Genomic DNA, 18,716 nt, shown 5'->3' with positions numbered 1-18,716 from the left:
ACAATCACGGGCACACGGCCGCCAACGGCCGTGCGCCTGGCCCGTACTGGATGTAGAACTTGAACAAGCTTTGCGAGATGCAATCGTTCGTCATGGTGGTCGACACCGGCAGTATCACCGAGGCGGCCCGGCAATTGGGCACCGCCAAATCCATGGTCAGCCAGCGGATTGCGCAACTGGAAAAACGCCTGGGCAGCATTGTTCTCGAACGCGGACGACAGGCTCGACTGACCGAGGCGGGTGAAGTCTTTTATCGTTATTGCATACGTATTCTGGCGGAGGTCGAAGAGGCGGAAGACGCGGTCCTGGCCTTTCAGTCGAGCCTGCGCGGCAGTCTCCGGCTGGCGGCGCCGATGGCGTTCAGCATTCGTTACCTGACGCCGATCCTGTCGGCGTTCGCGGTGCGCTATCCCGAGTTACGCCTCGACGTCGAGTTCGACGACCGGCACGTCAATCTGCACGAAGAGCGCTACGACGCGGCGATCCGCATCGGCGAATTGCCAGACTCTTCGCTGGTGGCGAAAACCATCACTGCCAACCGCCACATCATCTGCGCGAGCCCGGACTATCTGGCCGCTCACGGTACACCACAAACCCCACAGGAGCTGTCCGGACACTTCGCCATGCTCTACGTCAATCGCGAGCCTCACGGGATGTGGACGCTGCCGGTGAATAATGCGCTGGAATCTTTTCGCGTGCGCTGCCGGATGCGCACCAACAACGGCCATCAACTGATGGAGGCGGCGAAGGCCGGCATGGGGCTGGCGATCCTGCCGACGTTTCTGGCCGCGCAAGCGATTGTCGATGGCACGCTTCAGGAAGTGCTGGCGCCTTATGCGCCCCGTGGCGGCAACATTTCCGCCGTGTACCGGCGCTCCCAACGGGCCTCGCCCAAGCTGCAGGCGTTGACCGATTTTCTTTGCGAGCAGATTGGCAACCCGCCGGTGTGGGAGCAATTGCTCGCGACCCATTCGGCGTGTTGAACCGTTCGGGAAAAGCGAAACCGCGATTCGTTTTTCCCCGGCTTATGAGCCCTCGAACCCTTCAATAAGCTCTCCCTCAACAGGCGCGTTTTGACGCCTGACAGGGAAGAAACGCATGAACGATACCCTTGATAATCCTGCTCGCCGCGCCGTACTGGCCGGCGGCGTTGTGGCGGCCGCGACGTTGGCGGCAGGCAGCGGCCTGGCCCAGGCCCTGGAGTCAGATGACAACCCCGAAAAGAACCTGCATCGCCGTGGCCCGGTCGACGTGATCATTGTCGGCGGTGGTTCGGCCGGCGCGGTGTTGGCCCGTCGCTTGAGTGAAAACAACCAGCGTCAGGTGCTGTTGCTTGAGGCCGGTCACAGTTATGCGCCAGACAAATACCCACGGACTGTCGCGGACAGCGACGTGGTCGGGGCCAATGGCAATCGCGAGTTCGAATGGGGTTACACCTCTCGGCCGGGCTACGTCGAACACCCGATCGGCGCGTTGCGCGGCAAAGTGTTGGGCGGTAGTTCGGCGATCAACGGCGCGGTGGCGATCCGCGCCCGTGCCACCGATTTCAAACGCTGGGATCTGCCGGGCTGGAGCTACGAAGAGCTGCTGCCCTGGTTCAAGAAACTCGAAAGCCACAGCGGTGGTGCAAGCGCGCTTCACGGCCACGAAGGGCCGCTGCCGGTGCGCCAACTCGGCAGCACTGATGTCACGCCGATGCAGAAGTCCTTCATTTACGCGACCGTCGCCAACGGCTACCGGATGATCGACGATTTCGACGGCGCGGATGCCAACGGTGTGGGCCCGTATCCGATGAACATCGTCGATGGCGTGCGGATCAACACCGGCATGGCCTACCTCACGGACGAGGTTCGGGCTCGCGACAACTTGCAGATCCGCGCCGACAGCCTGGTCGACAAAGTATTGTTTGACGGCCAGCGTGCGGTGGGCGTGCAACTGGCCAATGGTGAGCAATGGCGGGCCGCTGAAGTGATCCTGTCGGCCGGCAGCTATGGCAGCGCGGCGATTCTGCTGCGCTCCGGCATCGGCCCCGGCGAAGACCTGCGCGCGCTGGAAATCGCGCAGGTCGCCGAGTTGCCGGTCGGGCAGAACCTGATGGATCACCCGTTTTACTACAACGCCTACGCCGCTAAACCGGACTTGATCGGCCGCCAGTCACCGGCCATTGGTGCCAAACTCTGGACCCACAGCCGCAGCGCCGAGCAGGGTGATCTGGATATTCACATCACCGCGACCCACTTGTTCCCGCACGACCAGAGCCCGACCCAGGTCGGCTTCGTGCTCGCGGTGGCGCTGACCCGACCACTGTCCCGAGGCAAGGTCACGCTCGCCAGTCGCGACCCGTTCGTGGCCCCTGGCATCGACCTTAATTTTCTCGCCGAGCCCAAGGACCGTCAGCGCTTGCTGGACGGTATTCGCCTGGCGCGCAGGATCGGTGCGACGGCACCGCTCAAGGGATTGATCCATTCCGAGCTGAACCCGGGGCAGGGCAACGATTCCGACGAAGCCTTGCTGGCCAGCGTCAAAGCCACGCTTGACACCTATCACCATCCGACGTCGACCGCCCCGATGGGGCGGCCGGGCGATGCCAAAGCGGTGGTCGACCTCGCAGCCCGAGTGATCGGCGTGCAAGGCCTGCGGGTGGTCGACGCCTCGATCTTCCCCGACGTGCCCTCCGTTGCAACCAACCTCACCGTGATCGCCACTGCCGAAAAAATCGCCGGCCTCTACGCCTGAATCCAAGGAAGACTTCATCATGAACAACACGCCTGTTTTGAACTGGATCGACGGCCTGTGGCTGGATTCCGGTGTTCACCACGACTCCATTAACCCGGCGACGTATGAGTTGATCGGTCGATACGCCGAAGGTGGCGAGGCCGAGGCTCGCCAAGGCATCGAAGCTGCGCAACGGGCATTCACCCAGACGCCGTGGAAAGACGATCGCCAGTTGCGTGCCCAGGTTCTGCTGGAACTGGCGGACGCCTTCGAGTTGAATGCCGCCGAGCTGATCGACACCTTGGCGCTGGAGAACGGCAAGATCCGCCCTGAAGCTGCGTTCGAGGTTGGCATGGTGCCGTCCAAGTTGCGCTACTACGCCGCGCTGGCCCGCACCGAATATGGCCGGGCAGCGGAGCCCCGGCCCGGCAGGATTTCCCTGGTCATCCGTCAGGCCGTGGGCGTGGCCGGCATCATCGTGCCGTGGAATTCGCCGGTGGTGCTGATGATCCGTTCGCTGGCGCCGGCACTGGCCGCCGGTTGCACCACAGTGATCAAGATGCCCGGGCAAACGGCCCAGACCAACGCGCTGGTCGCACGGATCATGAGTGAGGCGCCGTCGTTGCCACGTGGCGTGATCAACCTGTTCAACGAGCAAGGCGCCGCTGGTTCGATCCATCTGGTGGAGTCGCCGAAGGTGCCGGTCATCAGCTTCACCGGCAGCACCGGCACCGGTCGGGCGATCTCGGCGGCGGGTGCCCAACATCTCAAGCGCTTCGGGCTGGAACTGGGCGGCAAGACGCCGATGCTGGTGTTCAACGACGCTGATCTCGATGCGGTGGTGCCGGCGCTGGTCAAGGCGCTGACAGTGTTTGCCGGGCAGTTCTGCATGACCGGTTCGCGGCTGCTGGTGCAGCGTGATATCGCCACGGCGCTGACCGAGCGCCTGGCCGTACGCCTCGAAGCTGTGCAGGTCGGGCCGGCTGCCGATCCGGCCAGTGACATGGGGCCGCTGATCGACAAGGCGAACGTGCAGCGGGTCAATCAAGTGGTGGAAGAGGCGATAGCCGCCGGCGCGCAAGTCATCGTGCGCGGTGGGCCGGTCACTGACGGGCCGTTGGCCAGAGGCGCGTTCTATCGGCCGACGCTGCTGCGGATCAGCGATCCTGAAATGGCCATTGTCCAGCGCGAAACCTTCGGCCCGGTGCTGACCCTGCAAATTTTCGACAGCGAAGCCGAGGCCATCGAACTGGCCAATAACAGTGAGTTCGGCCTGGCGGCCAGCGTCTGGACCCGCGACATCGGCTGCTCGCTGCGGGTTGCCCGTGAGCTGGAGGCCGGTACGGTCTGGGTCAACGACTGGGCGGTGGTCTACGACGAGTTTGAGGAGGGAGGCTTCAAACAGTCGGGGCAGGGACGTTTGAACGGCGTGGCGGCGATGGATGATTTTGTCGAGTACAAACACATCGCCCTCAATCCCGGCCTGCGTCAGGAGTGAGCCCGATGCGATTATCCAGACCGTGGATCGTCGCGCTGCTGGCAGGGACGCTGACCGCGTCCCCTGTCCATGCCGCTGGCGAACAACCTCTGACTTCCACAAGGACTGATTCCGTGTCTCAGGACAAACTCTACGACGCGCTGCTGGATGCGCTTTATGCCACGTTCGGCAAGCATCCGGGCTTTCGTGCAACCCATGCCAAAGGTGTGTTGGTTAACGGCACCTTCACCGCTTCACCCGAGGCCGCCACCCTCAGTCGTGCCGCCCATTTGCAGGGTCAACCGGTGCCGGTGGTGCTGCGATTCTCCAACTTCAGTGGCGTGCCGGCCACGGTGGACGGTGATCCAATGGCCAGTCCGCGCGGCCTGGCGGTGCGTTTCAAACTGCCGAACGGAGAGTCAACGGACATCGTCGGTCACTCGTTCGACGGCTTCCCGGTGGCCACACCCGAAGATTTTCTGAGCTTCCTGCAAGGCATCGCGGCGACCGTTGCGACGCCGCCGGATCCGCAGCCGTTGCAGGCTTTTCTGGCGGAGCATCCGAGGGCCAAAAACTTTCTGGAGGCGCCGAAACCCGCGCCGTCGAGCTACACCAGCATCGAATACTTCGGCGTCAACTCGCTGGTCTTCAGCAACCGGGAAAACCAGGAACAGGTCGTTCGCTACCGCATCGAACCGTTGACCGGACAGTCGCTGCTCAGCGACCAGCAAGCCGCCCGCAGGCCGGTCGATTACTTGCAGGATGAACTGAAAGCGCGACTGGCAAAGGGACCTGCGCAGATGCGTTTGATCGTGCAACTGGCGGCACCGGGCGATGCGGTTGAAAACGGCTCGATCCCGTGGCCGAGAAACCGTCGGGAAGTCGAGCTGGGCATCTTCACCCTTGATTCGCTGGTGTCCGCTGCCGATCAGCAAACAGTCCAGCAACGCCTCGACTTCAGCCCCGGCCGACTGCTCGACGGCATCGCTCTGAGCCAGGACCCGATGACCTTGGCCCGCGACCGCATCTACCAGCGCGCCGTGCTGCGGCGCCAGCAACCATGACTCCGGAGACCGGCGCCCGCTGGAAACAATGGCTGGTGTCATGGTTGGTCGTCTGGCCGCTGTCGGTGTCCATGCCCTGGGCACTGGCGGCGCTGCTGGAGCTGGCGGATCTGCGTCTGCCGGGGTGGTTGTTCAAAATGCTGGTCGCCGGGCTGATCTCGTTCAACATGGTGTATTGGCTGATGCCGCAGAGTTCGCGGTTAATGTCGCGTTGGTTGTTGCGGTGAGACCGGCGCTCGTCCTCTGCGGATTGGAGGGGCGAGCGCTGGCCAGCGATGCACTTCCAATGCAGGATTTGCTCGGTAAGCAGAAACGCTGCAATCAACACCATGATTGCGCCAGAAAGACGACTGAGGAATCGCGCCGCCACCGGTGATTCAGATCGATCGCTGCCGCTTTGAAGCACTCACCTGGGGGCTTACACCTCTGGGGTTCTGGCGATGACTTTGATCTCGAACTCAAAGCCATACAGCCAAGTGACACCCACCGCCGTAATGGTCGGATGCGGCGCCTCGCCCCAGAACTCGGGCACCACTTCCCAGATGGTTTCGAAGGTTGATTGCGGGTCGACCATGAAAACCGTCACGTCGACCACGTCATCGAAACTACCGCCGGCCGCCCCGAGTATGGCATTGAGGTTGGTGAAGGCCAGTCGCACCTGTTGCTTCAGATCCGGTTCCGGCGAGCCATCCTCACGGCTGCCGACTTGCCCGGAGACGAACAGAAAACCGTTGGAGCGCACCGCCGGCGAATAGCGATTGCGCTCGTAGAGGGCATGGCGTCCGGGCGGGAAAACCACGTCACGTTTTGGCTGGGTGTTGGTCATGGAGTGTCTCCTTCAATGGGTTGAAAACCTGCGATGGAGAAACTCTAGGGGCTTGCGTCGACACGATAAACGCGCAACCTTGGCGATCACTGTTTGGAATAGCCAAACAATCGACCCGCCATTAGAGGTTGGATATGGACCGTTTCGACGCGATGCAGGCGTTTGCCCGGGTGGTGGAGGCGGGCAGTTTCACCAAGGCCGCCGAAACCCTGCATATGAGCAAAACCACCGTGACCCATCTGGTGCAGCAACTGGAGGCGCGCCTGCGGGTCAAGTTGCTCAACCGCACCACGCGCAAGGTCAACGCCACGGCAGATGGCGCGGCCTATTACGAGCGGGTGATCAAGTTGCTGGCGGACATGGACGATGCCGAAACCAGTCTTCCCGGCGCGGCGGCGCAGCCCAAGGGACGCTTGCGGGTCGATGTGCCGAGCCCTTTGGCCAATCTGATTCTGGTGCCGGCGCTGCCCGAGTTTTGCGCGCGTTACCCGGAGATCCAGATCGACATGGGCGTCAGCGACCGGATCGTCGACATCATCGATGAGAACGTCGATTGCGTGGTGCGCGGGGGCGAGTTGCGGGATCAGTCACTGATGGCCCGGAAGGTGGCGGATCTTCAACTTGGCGTGTACGCCGCGCCGAGTTACCTGGCTCGGGCCGGCACCCCGACGCATCCCCGTGAACTTGAGGACAGTCATCACCGGGTGGTCGGTTTCCTCTGGGCTCGCACTGGCAAACCTGTGCCTTACGCCCTGCACAACGAGCACGAAGACTTACAGATCAAGGGCCGCCACGTGCTGGCCGTCGATGACGGCAATGCCTACCTGTCGGCGGGCCTCGCGGGGCTGGGCGTGTTGTGGTTGCCCAAGTACATGTCCAAAGCACACGAGGCGAGCGGTGATCTGGTGCCGCTGTTCGAAAACTGGCACCTCGATCCGATGCCGCTCTACGTGGCGTACCCGCCGAACCGTCACATCAGTCGCAAACTGCGGGTGTTCATCGACTGGGTCGCCGAGGTGATGGCCCGCCACGCACCGGTCATGGATCGCTCAGGTTCGCCAGCAACCACTCGGTAAAACTGCGGGCCATCGGATCGCTCTCGCTGTCGCGGTGGGTCAACAGCGCCCAGTTCGGCCCGCGGATGGTGTCGTCCACCAAGGGTTGCAACAGGCCGTCGGCCCGGGCCTTGCGACTGAGCAACTGGCTGACCAATGCGATGCCGAGCCCGCCGCACGCTGCGTCCAGCAACAGGCCCGGATCGGAGAAATTCAGGCCCTGATCCTGCTGGCCGACGTCGATTCCTGACTCCACTGCCCAATGACTCCAGTCCATTTCCCGCTCGCCGTGCAGCGTTGTCCGCTGCGCGTTCGGCACTGTCAGCAGGCTCGGATGACACGCCGGATAGAGTCGATCAGCGTGCAGCACTTTGAAACTGCATTCGGCCTGGGAACTGATGTCGTCGCGCACCGCCAGATCGATGGTCTGGGTCGCCATGTCCGGCACTTCATCGGTGCTGAAAATCCACAGATCCACCTTCGGGTGCTGACGGCGGAAATCCCCCAGTCGTGGCAGCAACCAGTGCCGGGCAAACGCCGGCGTGGTGTTGAGCACCAGTTGATTGGGTTTCTGGTATTGCCCCAGACGCCGGATGCCCACCGACAGTTGCTGCAACATCGCCTGAGTCGTGCTGAGCAGATCGTGGCCGGCGTCGGTCAGCGCCACGCTGCGCCCGCTGCGGAAAAACAGCGGCTGCTCCAGATAGGCCTCAAGGCTGCGAATCTGCTGGCTGATGGCCGACTGCGTGAGGCTCAGTTCCTCGGCGGCCTTGTGAAAACTGCCCAATCTTGCAGCGGCTTCGAAGCCGCGCAACGAGCTGAGGGGTGGCCAGTGTTTCAGCATGATCGATAAGCTCCTCTAATCAGTTTTCCGCTAAATCCATCGTTTGTTTGCCCTTCAGGCCGCCATTAGCATGCACGTCGACGCCGCCTAGGCTGTTTTCATTGAACACAATGGCTTAACTCAAAGGGCTTTTTACCATGCAGCAGAACAAAAACAACAACAGCGGTTGGATGATGCCGGCAGAGTGGGTGACGCACGCGGCGACCTGGATGGTCTGGCCACACAATCAGGCCCTGTGGGAGTCGGGCTGGCGTGTCACTTTGCCGTTGGTGCAGGAAGATTTCGCCCGCGTTGCCAATGCCATCGCCCGTTTCGAACCGGTGAAAATGGTCGTGGATCCGTCGGCAATCGCCAGCGCCAAAGCCCTGTGCGGGCCGAACATCGAACTGATTCCGCTGGCAGTCAACGACAGCTGGTGCCGCGACTCCGGCCCGAGCTTCGTCGTTCACCCGGAGCAAGGTCTGGCCGGGGTGAGCTGGCGCTTCAACGCTTGGGGCGGCAAGTCGGCCCACGATCTGGACGAAAGCCTGGCCCGTCGCGTGCTCAATCACCTGGGCGGCGAGTGCTTCGGCACCGCACTGAGCAACGAGGGCGGTGCGATCCACGTCGACGGTGAGGGCACGTTGATCACCACCGAGTCGGTGTTGCTCAACCCCAATCGCAACCCTGGCGTGAGCAAGGCCGAGATGGAAGAAATCTTCAGTCGTTTGCTCGGCGTGAAGAAAACCATCTGGTTGCCGGGTGATCCGGATTACGTCACCGGCGACATGACCGATGGCCACGTCGATGGCGTCTGCGCCTTCGCCCGTCCCGGCGTGTTGCTGGTGGATGCGACTCACGATCGCAGCTCGGTGTACGCCGAAGTGGTGCGGGAAAACCGCCGCGCACTGGAACTGGCCACCGACGCCCAGGGCCGCAAATTCGAGCTGATCGAACTGTATGAAGCCACCGATGCGGTGGACACCGAAGCCGAAGTGTTCTGTGCCTCGTACACCAACTTCTACATCGCCAACGCCGCGATCATCATGCCGGCCTACGGCATCGAGGCCGACCATGTCGCGGCCCAAACGCTGGCCAAGGCGTTCCCGGGTCGTGAAGTGGTGCCAGTGCAGATTAACCATCTGGCCCACGGTGGCGGCGGTGTGCACTGCATCACCCAGCAACAGCCAGCCTGGCCGGTGGAGGGTTGATCGATGACGCTGCTCAAAGTCGCCACCACCCAGATGCCGTGCACTTGGGACCTGAAAAGCAACCTCGACCGCGCCGAGCAGTTGGTGCGTGAAGCGGCCGCGCAGGGCGCGCAAGTGATCCTGTTGCAGGAGCTGTTTGCCACGCCGTATTTCTGCATCGAACAGAGCCATCAGCACATGGCGCTGGCCGAGGAGTACCGCGACAGTCAGGTGCTGTCGCGTTTCGCGGCGCTGGCCCGTGAACTCGGCGTGGTGCTGCCGCTGAGCTGGTACGAGAAGGCGGGCAATGCCTACTTCAATTCCCTTAGCGTGGCGGATGCCGACGGGCGCCTGTTGGGCGTGTACCGCAAGACTCACATCCCCAACGCCATCGGCTATCAGGAGAAGGAATACTTCTGCCCCGGCGACACCGGCTTCAAAGTCTGGGACACCGCGTTCGGCCGCCTCGGCGTGGGCATTTGCTGGGATCAGTGGTTCCCCGAAACCGCGCGCTGCCTGGCGTTGATGGGCGCCGAAGTGCTGCTGTTCCCGACCGCCATCGGCTCGGAACCGGGCTGCGCGGATCTGGATTCGCGGGACCACTGGCAGATGACCATGCGCGGCCACGCGGCTGCCAACCTGCTGCCGGTGATCGCGTCCAACCGCGTTGGCCGCGAAGTGGCGGGTACCGATGCGACGCTGCAAATGAATTTCTACGGCTCGTCATTCATCTGCAACCACAAGGGAAAAATGCTCGCCGAGGCCGACCGAGCCAGCACCGGCGTGCTGGTGCAGAGCCTCGATCTTTCGGCCATGCGCGAAGAGCGTTTGAGCTGGGGCATCTACCGCGACCGCCGTCCGGAAATGTACGGGGCGCTACTCAGCCAGGACGGCCGTCACCTTCACGCACGCTGGAATCCTCAAGGAGTCTGATATGCACACCTCACACAAGTGGTTGCTGGGTGCTCTGGGGCTGGCGCTGGCCGGTTTGATACCTTCCGTACACGCCGAAGACAAGACATTGCGCTTGTATAACTGGGCGGATTATTTCGCCGAAGACACGCTGACCAAATTCACCGCCGAGACCGGGATCAAGGTGATCTACGACGTCATGGACGGCAGCGAAACCCTGGAGGCCAAGATGCTCTCCGGCGGCAGCGGCTACGACCTGATCTTCCCCGGCGACACCGTGGCCGAACGGCTGATGCGTGCCGGCAGCCTGTTGCCGCTGGATCCTTCGAAGGTCACGGCGATGAGCGATATCGAGCCGGGCCTGCAGAAACTGCGCAGCCATTACGAGCATTCGAACAAGGCGACGGTGCCGTACACCTGGGGCACCATCGGCCTGACCTACAACGCCGAGCAAATCAAACAGCGCATGGCCGAAGCGCCGGTCAACAGCCTCGACATGCTGTTCAAACCGGAGCTGGCGGCGAAATTCGCCGATTGCGGGATTTCGATGATCGACTCGCCGGATGAAGTGCTGGCCGTGGTGCTCAATTATCTGGGGCGCGATCCGCGCAGCGCCAAACCTGCGGACCTGGCGGCGGCCAGTGATTTGCTGATGAAGTTGCGGCCGCACATTCGCAAGTTCCAGTCGCAACCGGTGACCGATCTGGTCAACGGCAACCTGTGCCTGTCTCTGGGCTACAGCGGTGACATGACCCAGGCCCAGCGCACCTCGGACAGCGCCGGCAAGCAGACCCGATTCCAGTACCGCGTTCCCCGCGAGGGCACCACGGTGTGGATGGACACCATGGCCATTCCGGTCGATGCCAAGCATCCGGAATACGCCTATGCCTTCATCAACTTCGTGATGCGTCCGGAGAACATGGCCGCGATCAGCAATTTCACCGGTTACCCGACCTCCAACGCCAAGGCCCGGCCAAACGTGGACGAGGCGATGCGCAACAACCCGGACATCTACCTCGACGAAGCGACCTATGCTCGTCTGATACCGGGCAAGGACATTCCCCAGGCTGACATGCGCGCCCGCATGCGCACCTGGACCAAGTTCAAGACCGCCACTGCAAAGTGATTTTTCCGGGCCGCTTCGGCGGCCCCTTACACATCAGGAACGTACACATGCCGACTCGTCGCGAGTTCATCAAACAGGTTTCAGTCGCCGCCGGCGTAGGCGCTGCCGTCATGGGCCTCGGCCTGTCCCCGGCGCGGGTGCTGGCGGCCAGTGAAGGTCGCTGGTTCATGCCCGACGAGGGCGACAAGCACGAACGCGCCTACATGGCCTTCGGCGCGCAGGATGCGATCTGGGAAGATTTCACTGAAGACGTCCAGGAAGCGCTGGGCCGAATCGCCCGCGCCATCGCCCGCTATGAACCGCTGACCATCTACTGCCGCAGCGGCGAGCGCAGTCTGGCCGAAGAGATTTGCGGCAGCTCCAACATCACCTACCAGATCGCCAACCTCGACGACATCTGGATGCGCGACATCAGCGCCAACTTCGTCATCGATGACAAAAGCGGCCTCGGTGCGGTGGACTTCAATTTCAGTGGCTGGGGCAACAAGCAGCAGCACTCCAAAGACGCGAAAATCGCCCAACGAGTGGCGCAAGACGCGCAAGCGACCTACATCCGCAGCGAATTGGTGGGCGAGGGCGGTGGCATCGAAGTCGATGGTCACGGCACCGGGATCATGACCGAAAGCTGCTGGGTCAACACCAATCGCAACCCTGGCTGGAGCAAGGCGGACGTCGAGGCGGAGCTGAAAGCGCGCCTGGGCCTGCGCAAAATCATCTGGCTGCCGGGCATCAAGGATAAGGACATCACCGATGCCCACGTCGATTTCTATGCTCGTTTCGTCAAGCCAGGCGTGGTGATCGCCAACCTCGACACCGACCCGCAATCCTACGATCACAAGGTCACGCTGGCGCACCTGGAAATCCTGAAAAAGGCTACCGATGCCGATGGTCGCCCGTTGCAGATCCACACCGTGTCACCACCGCTGAAGCCACGCAAAACCAAATTCAACAAGAACAACGACGACTTCGCGGCGGGCTACATCAACTACTTCGTCATCAACGGCGCGGTCATCGCCCCGGAGTTCGGCGACAAGGACGCCGACAAGAAGGCCTTCGACCTGCTCAAACAGCTCTACCCGAACCGCGACGTGGTGCAGATCAACATCGACGCCATCGCTGCCGGTGGTGGCGGGATTCACTGCGTGACCAGTCACCAGCCGGCGTGAGTTGTAACGTCATTCACGTTTGAAGAGAACAATTGCGCCAGAGTGAGGAAATCCGTCTAGCTTTACTTGTTCGGATCAATGGATAAGGCCGTTCAGCGATGAGTGCCAGGGCGAGTCAAACCGGCTATACCCACGCAAGGTGTGTTCGGTGCTGCCGCGTTTCGCGGGAGCACCGGCCATGATGATCATCCGCAACGCGCAGCTGGCGTGTTTCGCTGACGACAGGCGCCATCGTTTCGTGGTGAAAATGTGCGGCTTGCTGCGTGAATGCCATGCCAGTGAGCGAGTCACCGTCGATGACGAGGTGTTGTGCCAACACGTTGAAGCGACACTCGACAGGGCGTCGGCTTACGGTCTGAACTCCGAGCGCGATTGTTTGCGTTTCCTGAATCTGGCCGTCGTCTGTGGCTGGGATTTCGACCTTCAGCCGGAACATGGCTGGATGCGCGATCTGCTTGCAGACACGGCTGTCAGTACACCCGGTGACCGACTGGAACGGTTGTTGGAGGAGTACTGTCATCGCTGTGACATTGAGGAAAACAACCGCCGGCTGGAGGCGGAATTCGACTGGGAAGAATACGGGTGAAGAAACGGCGCCAATGCCTGCCTGCGGTGCCTGAGCATCCCGATAGACCGACATCTCAAGGAAGAGCACAGTGACCCCTTTGACGCCATCCGCGCTTTCGGTTGCCGAGATCCCCGTGTCCGACACGTCGGCCAGGCTCAGGGCGGCCGATCAGGTCGCGCAACAACACAGTGCAAGTGATGCCATCGATAGTCCCGTGAAGGGCTGCCCGCTCGCCTTGCGCCATGCCATCGAGGTCAGCGTGGTCGATGGGGCGGGCGCCCCGGTAGCGAATGTCGCCTTGGCATTGCGCAAGGGGCCGTCACAGGTTTTGCGTCACAAGACCGGGGCACTGGGGATGGCGCGTTTCGACCGACTGGAGGCGGGTTCGTATCAGTTGTCATTGTGCGAGCTGGACAGCCAGGTCTGGCAACTGAGTGAAACCCTTGCGCTCTCACCGCAGTCGGCCAGGAGTGAAGGGAATGCGCTATGGGAGACCATGCCGGTCGCCAGCCCCGGACAACCCATCGTCCACGACGTAGCGCAGGGCGAATGTGCGGTGATGCTCGCGCATCATTACGGGCACTTGCCTGAAACTGTCTGGAAAGCCAACAGTGCGCTGAGCGCCAAACCCGGAAGATCGATGACCGTACTGATGCCCGGCGATCAATTGGTCATTCCCCCCAGGCAGGACGCCAGCATCGACGTGTCCGTCAAGCAGCGTTACCTAATCCTGCACAAGTTGGCGCGCACTGCGTTTTCCGTGCGGTTGCTCGATTCAGAGGGTTCGCCCTTCAGGCAATGCCAATACCTGATCAGGTTTTTCGCGGTGGGGGCCGTACTCGCCAACCGCCTCGGCCAGACCGACAGCGGCGGTTTTCTGCATGAAAGAATCCAGCCCGACGTGACGCAGATAGAGGTTGACCTGAATACCGCCGAGGGCGATCACACGTATAGGTTCGATGTGGGTGGACTGGATCCGGTGGATGAAACCATCGGAGTCGTCGAGCGCTTGAACAACCTCGGTTATCCCTGCTCACCGGGCGATGAGCAATCAATTGCCTGTGCCGTGGGAACGTTTCAGTGGTTTGAGCAAATACCCATAACAGGCAAGGTGGACGACGACTTGAGGGGCCGACTCGGCATTGCACATTTGTCGTAGTGATGCCGATCGCACTTCAACTTCCGCAGGGAGGAGCAAGGATGTCCAGCATTCAAAAAAATGCGCGAAAGGCTCAGAGTCAGGATGTTGATGACGACGATGAAGCACCCGTCCGAACAGCAAAGAAGCCAAAAAAACAAAGGAAGTGGGCTGTCAGGAAGCAGGCTGTTGCCTCGCGAAAAACCAAAACAACCGCCGCGCAAAACAAAGTCGTTTATGTAGAGCAGTGCGATCAGTGCGAGAGCAACGCCAGTGGCCAGGGTTTTGCGGTGCCAATGGATAACGAAGGTTTTAAACAAATGCTGGAGGAACTGGTGCCCGGAATACTGACCGGCCCGAACCAGTTCAAGTACCCCGCGGCCACTCATAACGCGCTCATTGTCCGTTTTTATGGCGAAAGTGTTCGTACCAACAGAGACCGTACTGATTATCGGAAAACTCCACATATTCAATATTTGAGGTGGGTCAGCACAATGGCGTTTGCTTATCTGCTGTGTACTTCCAAAATTGCGGAGAATGAAAAAAAAGCGGCACTGGCTAGAGCGAAAAAAAGGCTCAATAGGGCGAGTAAACATCAAAAAGCAGCGGCTAACCATGCATTGACTCAAGTACAAAAGCGGAAAGTCCCCGCCGCACCGACGGAAATACAGGCGTTGTGGGATGGTAAAAAACTGTATATCTGCGAAAACAAGAATAAGTGCACTCAGCGACTGCAGTCAGCGGGCAGCAAGTGGTGGGAGCCCGACCCTCGTTTTTCAGACGTTTTGAGGAGCATTAACGCTGAGTTCGAGACCCGCTATGTTCGGCATGCAAAGCATCTCGATGCATTGGACAGAGAGTACGAAGAGGGTTGTTTGTTCCTGCAACTGTCGAAACACAAAACAATTGAATATGTGATTGAGGGCTCTCAGGAGGAGAAGCACGCCGAGATCCGGCTTGTCGAATACTGGAAAAATAAGCGCGTCAATAGCGATAAAGTTTATGTGGCAGGTGTCAAGCGGCCATGCCTTGCCTGTTATTGCAGGCTGAAGGTTTTGGCAAAGACACTGAAAGCGGAAAAAGTCAGTCTCAAGCATAAACAACGACCTGGACTTTTTTGGCCTTCTGCAAGTGCCTTGCGAGATTCAACACCCACTGATCGGGATTTGATGGCTCAACATATCGCGGATCTTGTGAAGTTGTATGTCAGTTTTAACGATATTTATGTGGATTCTGACAGTGAGCACGAACTGGACGAGGACGGTGAAGAGAGCGAAGACGACTGAGCCTCAACGGCACGCAACGGTTTTTCAAACACTCGCCACTGCGTGCCCTCGTGCATCTCGACAAACATGCGATCAACAGGCCCGAAAAAATCTGCCAGCTCTTCCTCTGTGCAGGTCGGCAGGTAGATGGACAACACCCGCGGATCATAGAATCGGAACATCAACAGTTTTCCTTCCTCGGTTTGCACGTGTAGACGCTTTTTAAGGTGCAACCGCAACTGCGACATCGTCAGTGAAGCCGGCACGTTCAGCAGAACTCCCCAGGCACGCCCCCATCCGCTGGCAAGCAACTCAAGGGTCTGCGGATGGCCCGGGACAAGTTGCACAAGGTAAGGCGCGGCAGCCCTCAGGCGTGGGGTGAGCTCGCCTGAATACAGACACCAGAACTTGAGCGAGCCATGACGGATCCGTTGCGAAATCGTCGGGTCCTGCGCACCATCGACCAGCCAGTAGATCGCGACGTCTGCATCCGACCACAGCGCATCCAGCAAGGATTCAAGGGGTCGGGTGCTCATACACGTTCCATGGCGGCGCGATGACAGACTTCGCAAAAAGGGATCGCCTGGGCTGCAGCCTCTTCCAGTCGTTGTGCTTGCGAGTCTTGGGCGGTCTTGGCGCTGGCGCTCATTGGCGGATCGGATTTCATCGGTTGAAAGGTTGGTGATCTGCTTTGAACGAGGTTCTTTTTCGCACCCACAGCAGAGGCGGGGGATGGCCCATCCTCTCGTCGAACCGGTGTGGATCCTGTGCTTGCGGATGTGCCGGTTCGGTTACGTCTGACCGTGCGTACAGACAGACTGCCATTGAGCAGCCTTTGAGATAACTGACGCAGAATCTCCTGGTCATCCAGGCGGTGAACCAGCGATTGCTGACCGGATAGCAGGGCACGCAAGCGGTGAATGTCTTGCGCCATGCGAAAGTGCCAGCGCACGAAGCGCTCGACTTGCCAGGACTCATGCAAGACCCAGGGGATGGCAGTCTCATCGGCGCCTGAGCGGTCTTGGCCAACGTCGATGCGATCGCCGATTTCGATCACTTCCGCTCCCTCGGAAAAACTCAGTCGCATGCTTGCTCGCCCTCCGTGATGAATCCATCGATAGCCTAGACGCTCCCCGGCCCGTCGACTCGAAAAAAAACTGGCCTCGCGTTTCCTTGAGTTCAGCGAAATCGATGGGGAAGCGCCTCGGCAAAGGGATAGAAGTCAAACCACGGTTTGGCTTCGTCGATCACCTGCCTGAAGGACGGACGCTGAACCAGCCGCTCGAAATAGGCGCTCAGGCGAGGGTGGTCGTCGCCAAACGGCACCAGTGTGCTGGCGTAGAACAAGGCCGGACTGGCAGAGCAATCGGCCATGCTGTAGTCCGGGCCGGCGATCCATGGGTGGGTCGTCAACTGAGCTTCGAGCATGTCGTAGGCTGTATTCAGCAGGGTGCGCTGGCTGCTCAGGTCAGCGTTCCTTTTGTGAATGCGGTCGGCGACGATCTGCGACATCGGTGTCATCACGTAGTTGTCGAAAAACCTGTCCCACAGGCGAACTTGCAGGGCGGTGTCCCAATCGTCGGGGATCAGCCGTCCGGCTCCGGCATGGTAGTGATCCAGATACTCGATAATCACGCTCGATTCCGGCACGCTGCGCTGGCGGGCGCGATCCTGCAGCACAGGGAACTTGACCAACGGCCACAGGGCTCGCAGTTCAGCCCGCTCGGCTTCGCTGGACAGGTCGATCAGGCGTTTATCGAATGCGACGCCGTGTTCGTACAGGGCAATCAGGGCTTTGTGGCAGTAGGACGACAGCGGATGGTAGTAGAGGGTCAAGTCCATGGTTCAACGCCTCGCGGTAGTGGTGAAAGGCACTACACAGGTATAGCCCGCCTGCGCACGGCCACGCATTTGATTTCCACCAGCAGGCCCGAACGGTGAATCGGGTCACTTCGCGCGAAAGTACCGGATCAGGTTGACCGACTTTGTGAACACCGCATAAACCACTGCTGTGATCATTAGTCCGGCGATGGCCGGGCCGACTGCATTGATGCCGGTGATGAGCAGCATGTAGAGCGACAACGCCAGTATCAACACGACATAACTGGCGAGTGTCTGTCTTAAGAACGCCAACAGCACCGGGATGGACGCCACCGCCACCGAGTGGATGGCCACCGTCTGCAAAATCTCGATGATCAGATACGAGAAAGCATCTTCGCCGCTTGCTTGCGTGGCGATCAGCCAGGATTCGTTCATCAGCCAATTCAGGCCGCCAACCACCACCACGCTGATGGCGATAATCACCGCCATGTTTATTGCCCGGGCACTCATTGGTCGTCTTTGCGGCCATGAGCGGCTGCCGCCAATTGCTCGGTATCCACCCGAACGAACACTGAGTCACCCACTGCCGTCAGCACATCCCCGGCGTACACCTCGCAGATCACCCGGCTCTTGCGCCCGACTTCACCCTCGACTTTCGCCTTCAACGTCAGCGGCACGCCCATCGGCGTCGGTTTGATGAATTTGATGCCGAGGTTGCCGGTGACGCAGTTGATGCGCGGCAAGCTCTCGGCTTCACGGTTCTCCGCCCGGTAGTGGTAAGCCATTGCGGTCCAGTTGGAATGGCAGTCCACCAGCATCGCGATCAGGCCGCCGTAGACCAGCTCCGGCCAGCCGCAGTATTTGGCCTCGGGCACATGCTCGGCCATGACGTGCACGCCGTCCTCGTGCCAGAAACTCTTGATGTGCAAGCCGTGCGGGTTGCTGCTGCCGCAGCCGAAGCAGACGCCGTCGGGGGCGGCGGTGTCTTGCAGGGAGGTGTCGTGGGTGGACATGCCGGGGTCATCCTTAAACTGTTAGCCGAACCGCGCGGATTCTAACCTTGATTCAAGGACAAAACGTTGCTTCGAGTGGGGCGCTCTGCAGTTTGCGTCGATCCCGGTGCAGGGCTAATTACGCTGCGCCAGATTGCGTTGAAACTCTTCGAAGCTGCACGGCAGGGTCGTGGCCTTGCGCTTTTTCGACTTTTCGCGCTCGTCCGGCAGTTGATCGCTCAATTCCCAGACCTCAAGCATCTTCGCGTATTCGAAGGCGTGGCGCGGGCTGCTCTGAATCCACTGCTGAAATGCCTGACGCTCGTCTGGGGTGCAGCTGTCGTCTTGCAGACGCAGGCACCAGTGCGCCGCTTGATTGAGGATTTCATCATCGGCGTCTTGAGGGCTTTGGAGGTTCATTGACTGCTTCCAGGATGGCCGGAGAGGGCACTTTACCCTGCCTCTTGCAAAAAAAACGTCAAATATCGGCAGGGATTTAGCCCGTTTGACGGACAGAACGCGCAGCCGAAGGACAGATCGCGCCGGGATTGGCTGTCTTCGACGTTTTGTCATATTCA

At 60.5% G+C, this 18,716-nt stretch carries 21 protein-coding genes; 13 read left to right on the top strand and 8 right to left on the bottom strand.

Annotated features, from left to right (window positions below):
• Window positions 1-59 precede the first annotated feature (59 nt).
• From ACW9HX_RS14510 to ACW9HX_RS14490, 5 genes are all read left to right on the top strand, one after another.
• Window positions 60-983 (top strand): LysR substrate-binding domain-containing protein, encoded by a 924-nt coding sequence (locus ACW9HX_RS14510; RefSeq protein ID WP_457381145.1) that lies wholly within the window; start codon window positions 60-62, stop codon window positions 981-983.
• Window positions 984-1,098: 115 nt separating this feature from the next.
• On the top strand, window positions 1,099-2,736 hold the full coding sequence (locus ACW9HX_RS14505; RefSeq protein ID WP_457381144.1) for a GMC family oxidoreductase: 1,638 nt from the start codon (window positions 1,099-1,101) through the stop codon (window positions 2,734-2,736).
• A 19-nt stretch (window positions 2,737-2,755) separates the two neighbouring features.
• Window positions 2,756-4,213, top strand: a complete 1,458-nt coding sequence (locus tag ACW9HX_RS14500) for an aldehyde dehydrogenase family protein (protein ID WP_457381143.1) — start codon at window positions 2,756-2,758, stop codon at window positions 4,211-4,213.
• A 5-nt stretch (window positions 4,214-4,218) separates the two neighbouring features.
• Entirely contained in the window at window positions 4,219-5,256 is a 1,038-nt protein-coding gene (locus ACW9HX_RS14495) for a catalase family peroxidase (protein WP_457381142.1), read from the top strand.
• Entirely contained in the window at window positions 5,253-5,483 is a 231-nt protein-coding gene (locus ACW9HX_RS14490) for a hypothetical protein (protein ID WP_457381141.1), read from the top strand. Before ACW9HX_RS14495 ends, ACW9HX_RS14490 begins: the two co-directional genes overlap by 4 nt.
• Before the next feature lie 191 nt (window positions 5,484-5,674).
• On the opposite strand, the gene ACW9HX_RS14485 is transcribed toward ACW9HX_RS14490, so the two are convergent.
• The gene (locus ACW9HX_RS14485) at window positions 5,675-6,082 is read right to left on the bottom strand and encodes a RidA family protein (protein ID WP_457381140.1); all 408 of its coding nucleotides are present in this window, start codon (window positions 6,080-6,082) and stop codon (window positions 5,675-5,677) included.
• A gap of 134 nt (window positions 6,083-6,216) precedes the next feature.
• On the opposite strand from ACW9HX_RS14485, the gene ACW9HX_RS14480 reads away from it, so the two are divergent.
• Window positions 6,217-7,158, top strand: coding sequence for a LysR family transcriptional regulator (locus ACW9HX_RS14480; RefSeq protein WP_457381139.1), 942 nt, complete (start codon window positions 6,217-6,219; stop codon window positions 7,156-7,158).
• On the opposite strand, the gene ACW9HX_RS14475 is transcribed toward ACW9HX_RS14480, so the two are convergent.
• Window positions 7,121-7,981, bottom strand: a complete 861-nt coding sequence (locus ACW9HX_RS14475) for a LysR substrate-binding domain-containing protein (protein WP_457381138.1) — start codon at window positions 7,979-7,981, stop codon at window positions 7,121-7,123. The genes ACW9HX_RS14480 and ACW9HX_RS14475 overlap by 38 nt on opposite strands.
• Before the next feature lie 137 nt (window positions 7,982-8,118).
• Here ACW9HX_RS14475 and ACW9HX_RS14470 point away from each other — a divergent pair, with 137 nt between their 5' ends.
• The 7 genes from ACW9HX_RS14470 (at window position 8,119) to ACW9HX_RS14440 (ending at window position 15,346) form a co-directional block, all read left to right on the top strand.
• On the top strand, window positions 8,119-9,171 hold the full coding sequence (locus tag ACW9HX_RS14470; protein ID WP_457381137.1) for an agmatine deiminase family protein: 1,053 nt from the start codon (window positions 8,119-8,121) through the stop codon (window positions 9,169-9,171).
• A gap of 3 nt (window positions 9,172-9,174) precedes the next feature.
• Window positions 9,175-10,083 carry an N-carbamoylputrescine amidase gene (gene aguB, locus ACW9HX_RS14465; protein WP_457381136.1) on the top strand — a complete coding sequence of 303 codons (909 nt, stop codon included), beginning with the start codon at window positions 9,175-9,177 and terminating at the stop codon, window positions 10,081-10,083.
• A gap of 1 nt (window position 10,084) precedes the next feature.
• Window positions 10,085-11,188 carry an extracellular solute-binding protein gene (locus ACW9HX_RS14460; RefSeq protein WP_457381135.1) on the top strand — a complete coding sequence of 368 codons (1,104 nt, stop codon included), beginning with the start codon at window positions 10,085-10,087 and terminating at the stop codon, window positions 11,186-11,188.
• Window positions 11,189-11,235: 47 nt separating this feature from the next.
• Window positions 11,236-12,354: an agmatine deiminase family protein gene (locus tag ACW9HX_RS14455; protein ID WP_457381134.1), complete on the top strand. Its 1,119-nt coding sequence runs from the start codon at window positions 11,236-11,238 to the stop codon at window positions 12,352-12,354.
• Window positions 12,355-12,532: 178 nt separating this feature from the next.
• Window positions 12,533-12,940, top strand: a complete 408-nt coding sequence (locus ACW9HX_RS14450; RefSeq protein WP_457381133.1) for a hypothetical protein — start codon at window positions 12,533-12,535, stop codon at window positions 12,938-12,940.
• 70 nt (window positions 12,941-13,010) lie between these two features.
• Window positions 13,011-14,081, top strand: coding sequence for a carboxypeptidase-like regulatory domain-containing protein (locus ACW9HX_RS14445; RefSeq protein WP_457381132.1), 1,071 nt, complete (start codon window positions 13,011-13,013; stop codon window positions 14,079-14,081).
• A 41-nt stretch (window positions 14,082-14,122) separates the two neighbouring features.
• Window positions 14,123-15,346, top strand: coding sequence for a hypothetical protein (locus tag ACW9HX_RS14440; RefSeq protein ID WP_457381131.1), 1,224 nt, complete (start codon window positions 14,123-14,125; stop codon window positions 15,344-15,346).
• On the opposite strand, the gene ACW9HX_RS14435 is transcribed toward ACW9HX_RS14440, so the two are convergent.
• From ACW9HX_RS14435 to ACW9HX_RS14410, 6 genes are all read right to left on the bottom strand, one after another.
• On the bottom strand, window positions 15,283-15,861 hold the full coding sequence (locus ACW9HX_RS14435) for a DUF4123 domain-containing protein (RefSeq protein WP_457381130.1): 579 nt from the start codon (window positions 15,859-15,861) through the stop codon (window positions 15,283-15,285). The two genes, ACW9HX_RS14440 and ACW9HX_RS14435, sit on opposite strands and share 64 nt — an antisense overlap.
• Window positions 15,858-16,412 carry a hypothetical protein gene (locus ACW9HX_RS14430; RefSeq protein ID WP_457381129.1) on the bottom strand — a complete coding sequence of 185 codons (555 nt, stop codon included), beginning with the start codon at window positions 16,410-16,412 and terminating at the stop codon, window positions 15,858-15,860. Before ACW9HX_RS14430 ends, ACW9HX_RS14435 begins: the two co-directional genes overlap by 4 nt.
• Before the next feature lie 92 nt (window positions 16,413-16,504).
• On the bottom strand, window positions 16,505-17,167 hold the full coding sequence (locus ACW9HX_RS14425) for a glutathione S-transferase family protein (protein ID WP_457381128.1): 663 nt from the start codon (window positions 17,165-17,167) through the stop codon (window positions 16,505-16,507).
• Window positions 17,168-17,272: 105 nt separating this feature from the next.
• The gene (locus ACW9HX_RS14420; RefSeq protein ID WP_457381127.1) at window positions 17,273-17,635 is read right to left on the bottom strand and encodes a hypothetical protein; all 363 of its coding nucleotides are present in this window, start codon (window positions 17,633-17,635) and stop codon (window positions 17,273-17,275) included.
• A 17-nt stretch (window positions 17,636-17,652) separates the two neighbouring features.
• The gene (locus tag ACW9HX_RS14415; RefSeq protein ID WP_457381126.1) at window positions 17,653-18,159 is read right to left on the bottom strand and encodes a PaaI family thioesterase; all 507 of its coding nucleotides are present in this window, start codon (window positions 18,157-18,159) and stop codon (window positions 17,653-17,655) included.
• Window positions 18,160-18,273: 114 nt separating this feature from the next.
• Window positions 18,274-18,558, bottom strand: a complete 285-nt coding sequence (locus ACW9HX_RS14410; protein ID WP_457381125.1) for a FecR/PupR family sigma factor regulator — start codon at window positions 18,556-18,558, stop codon at window positions 18,274-18,276.
• Between the last annotated feature and the right edge of the window lie 158 nt (window positions 18,559-18,716).

The sequence above is a fragment of the Pseudomonas sp. SDO52101_S400 genome (genome assembly GCF_054071635.1).
The sequence above is the reverse complement of the archived record's forward strand: the minus strand, read 5'-3'. Positions and strand labels throughout refer to the sequence as shown.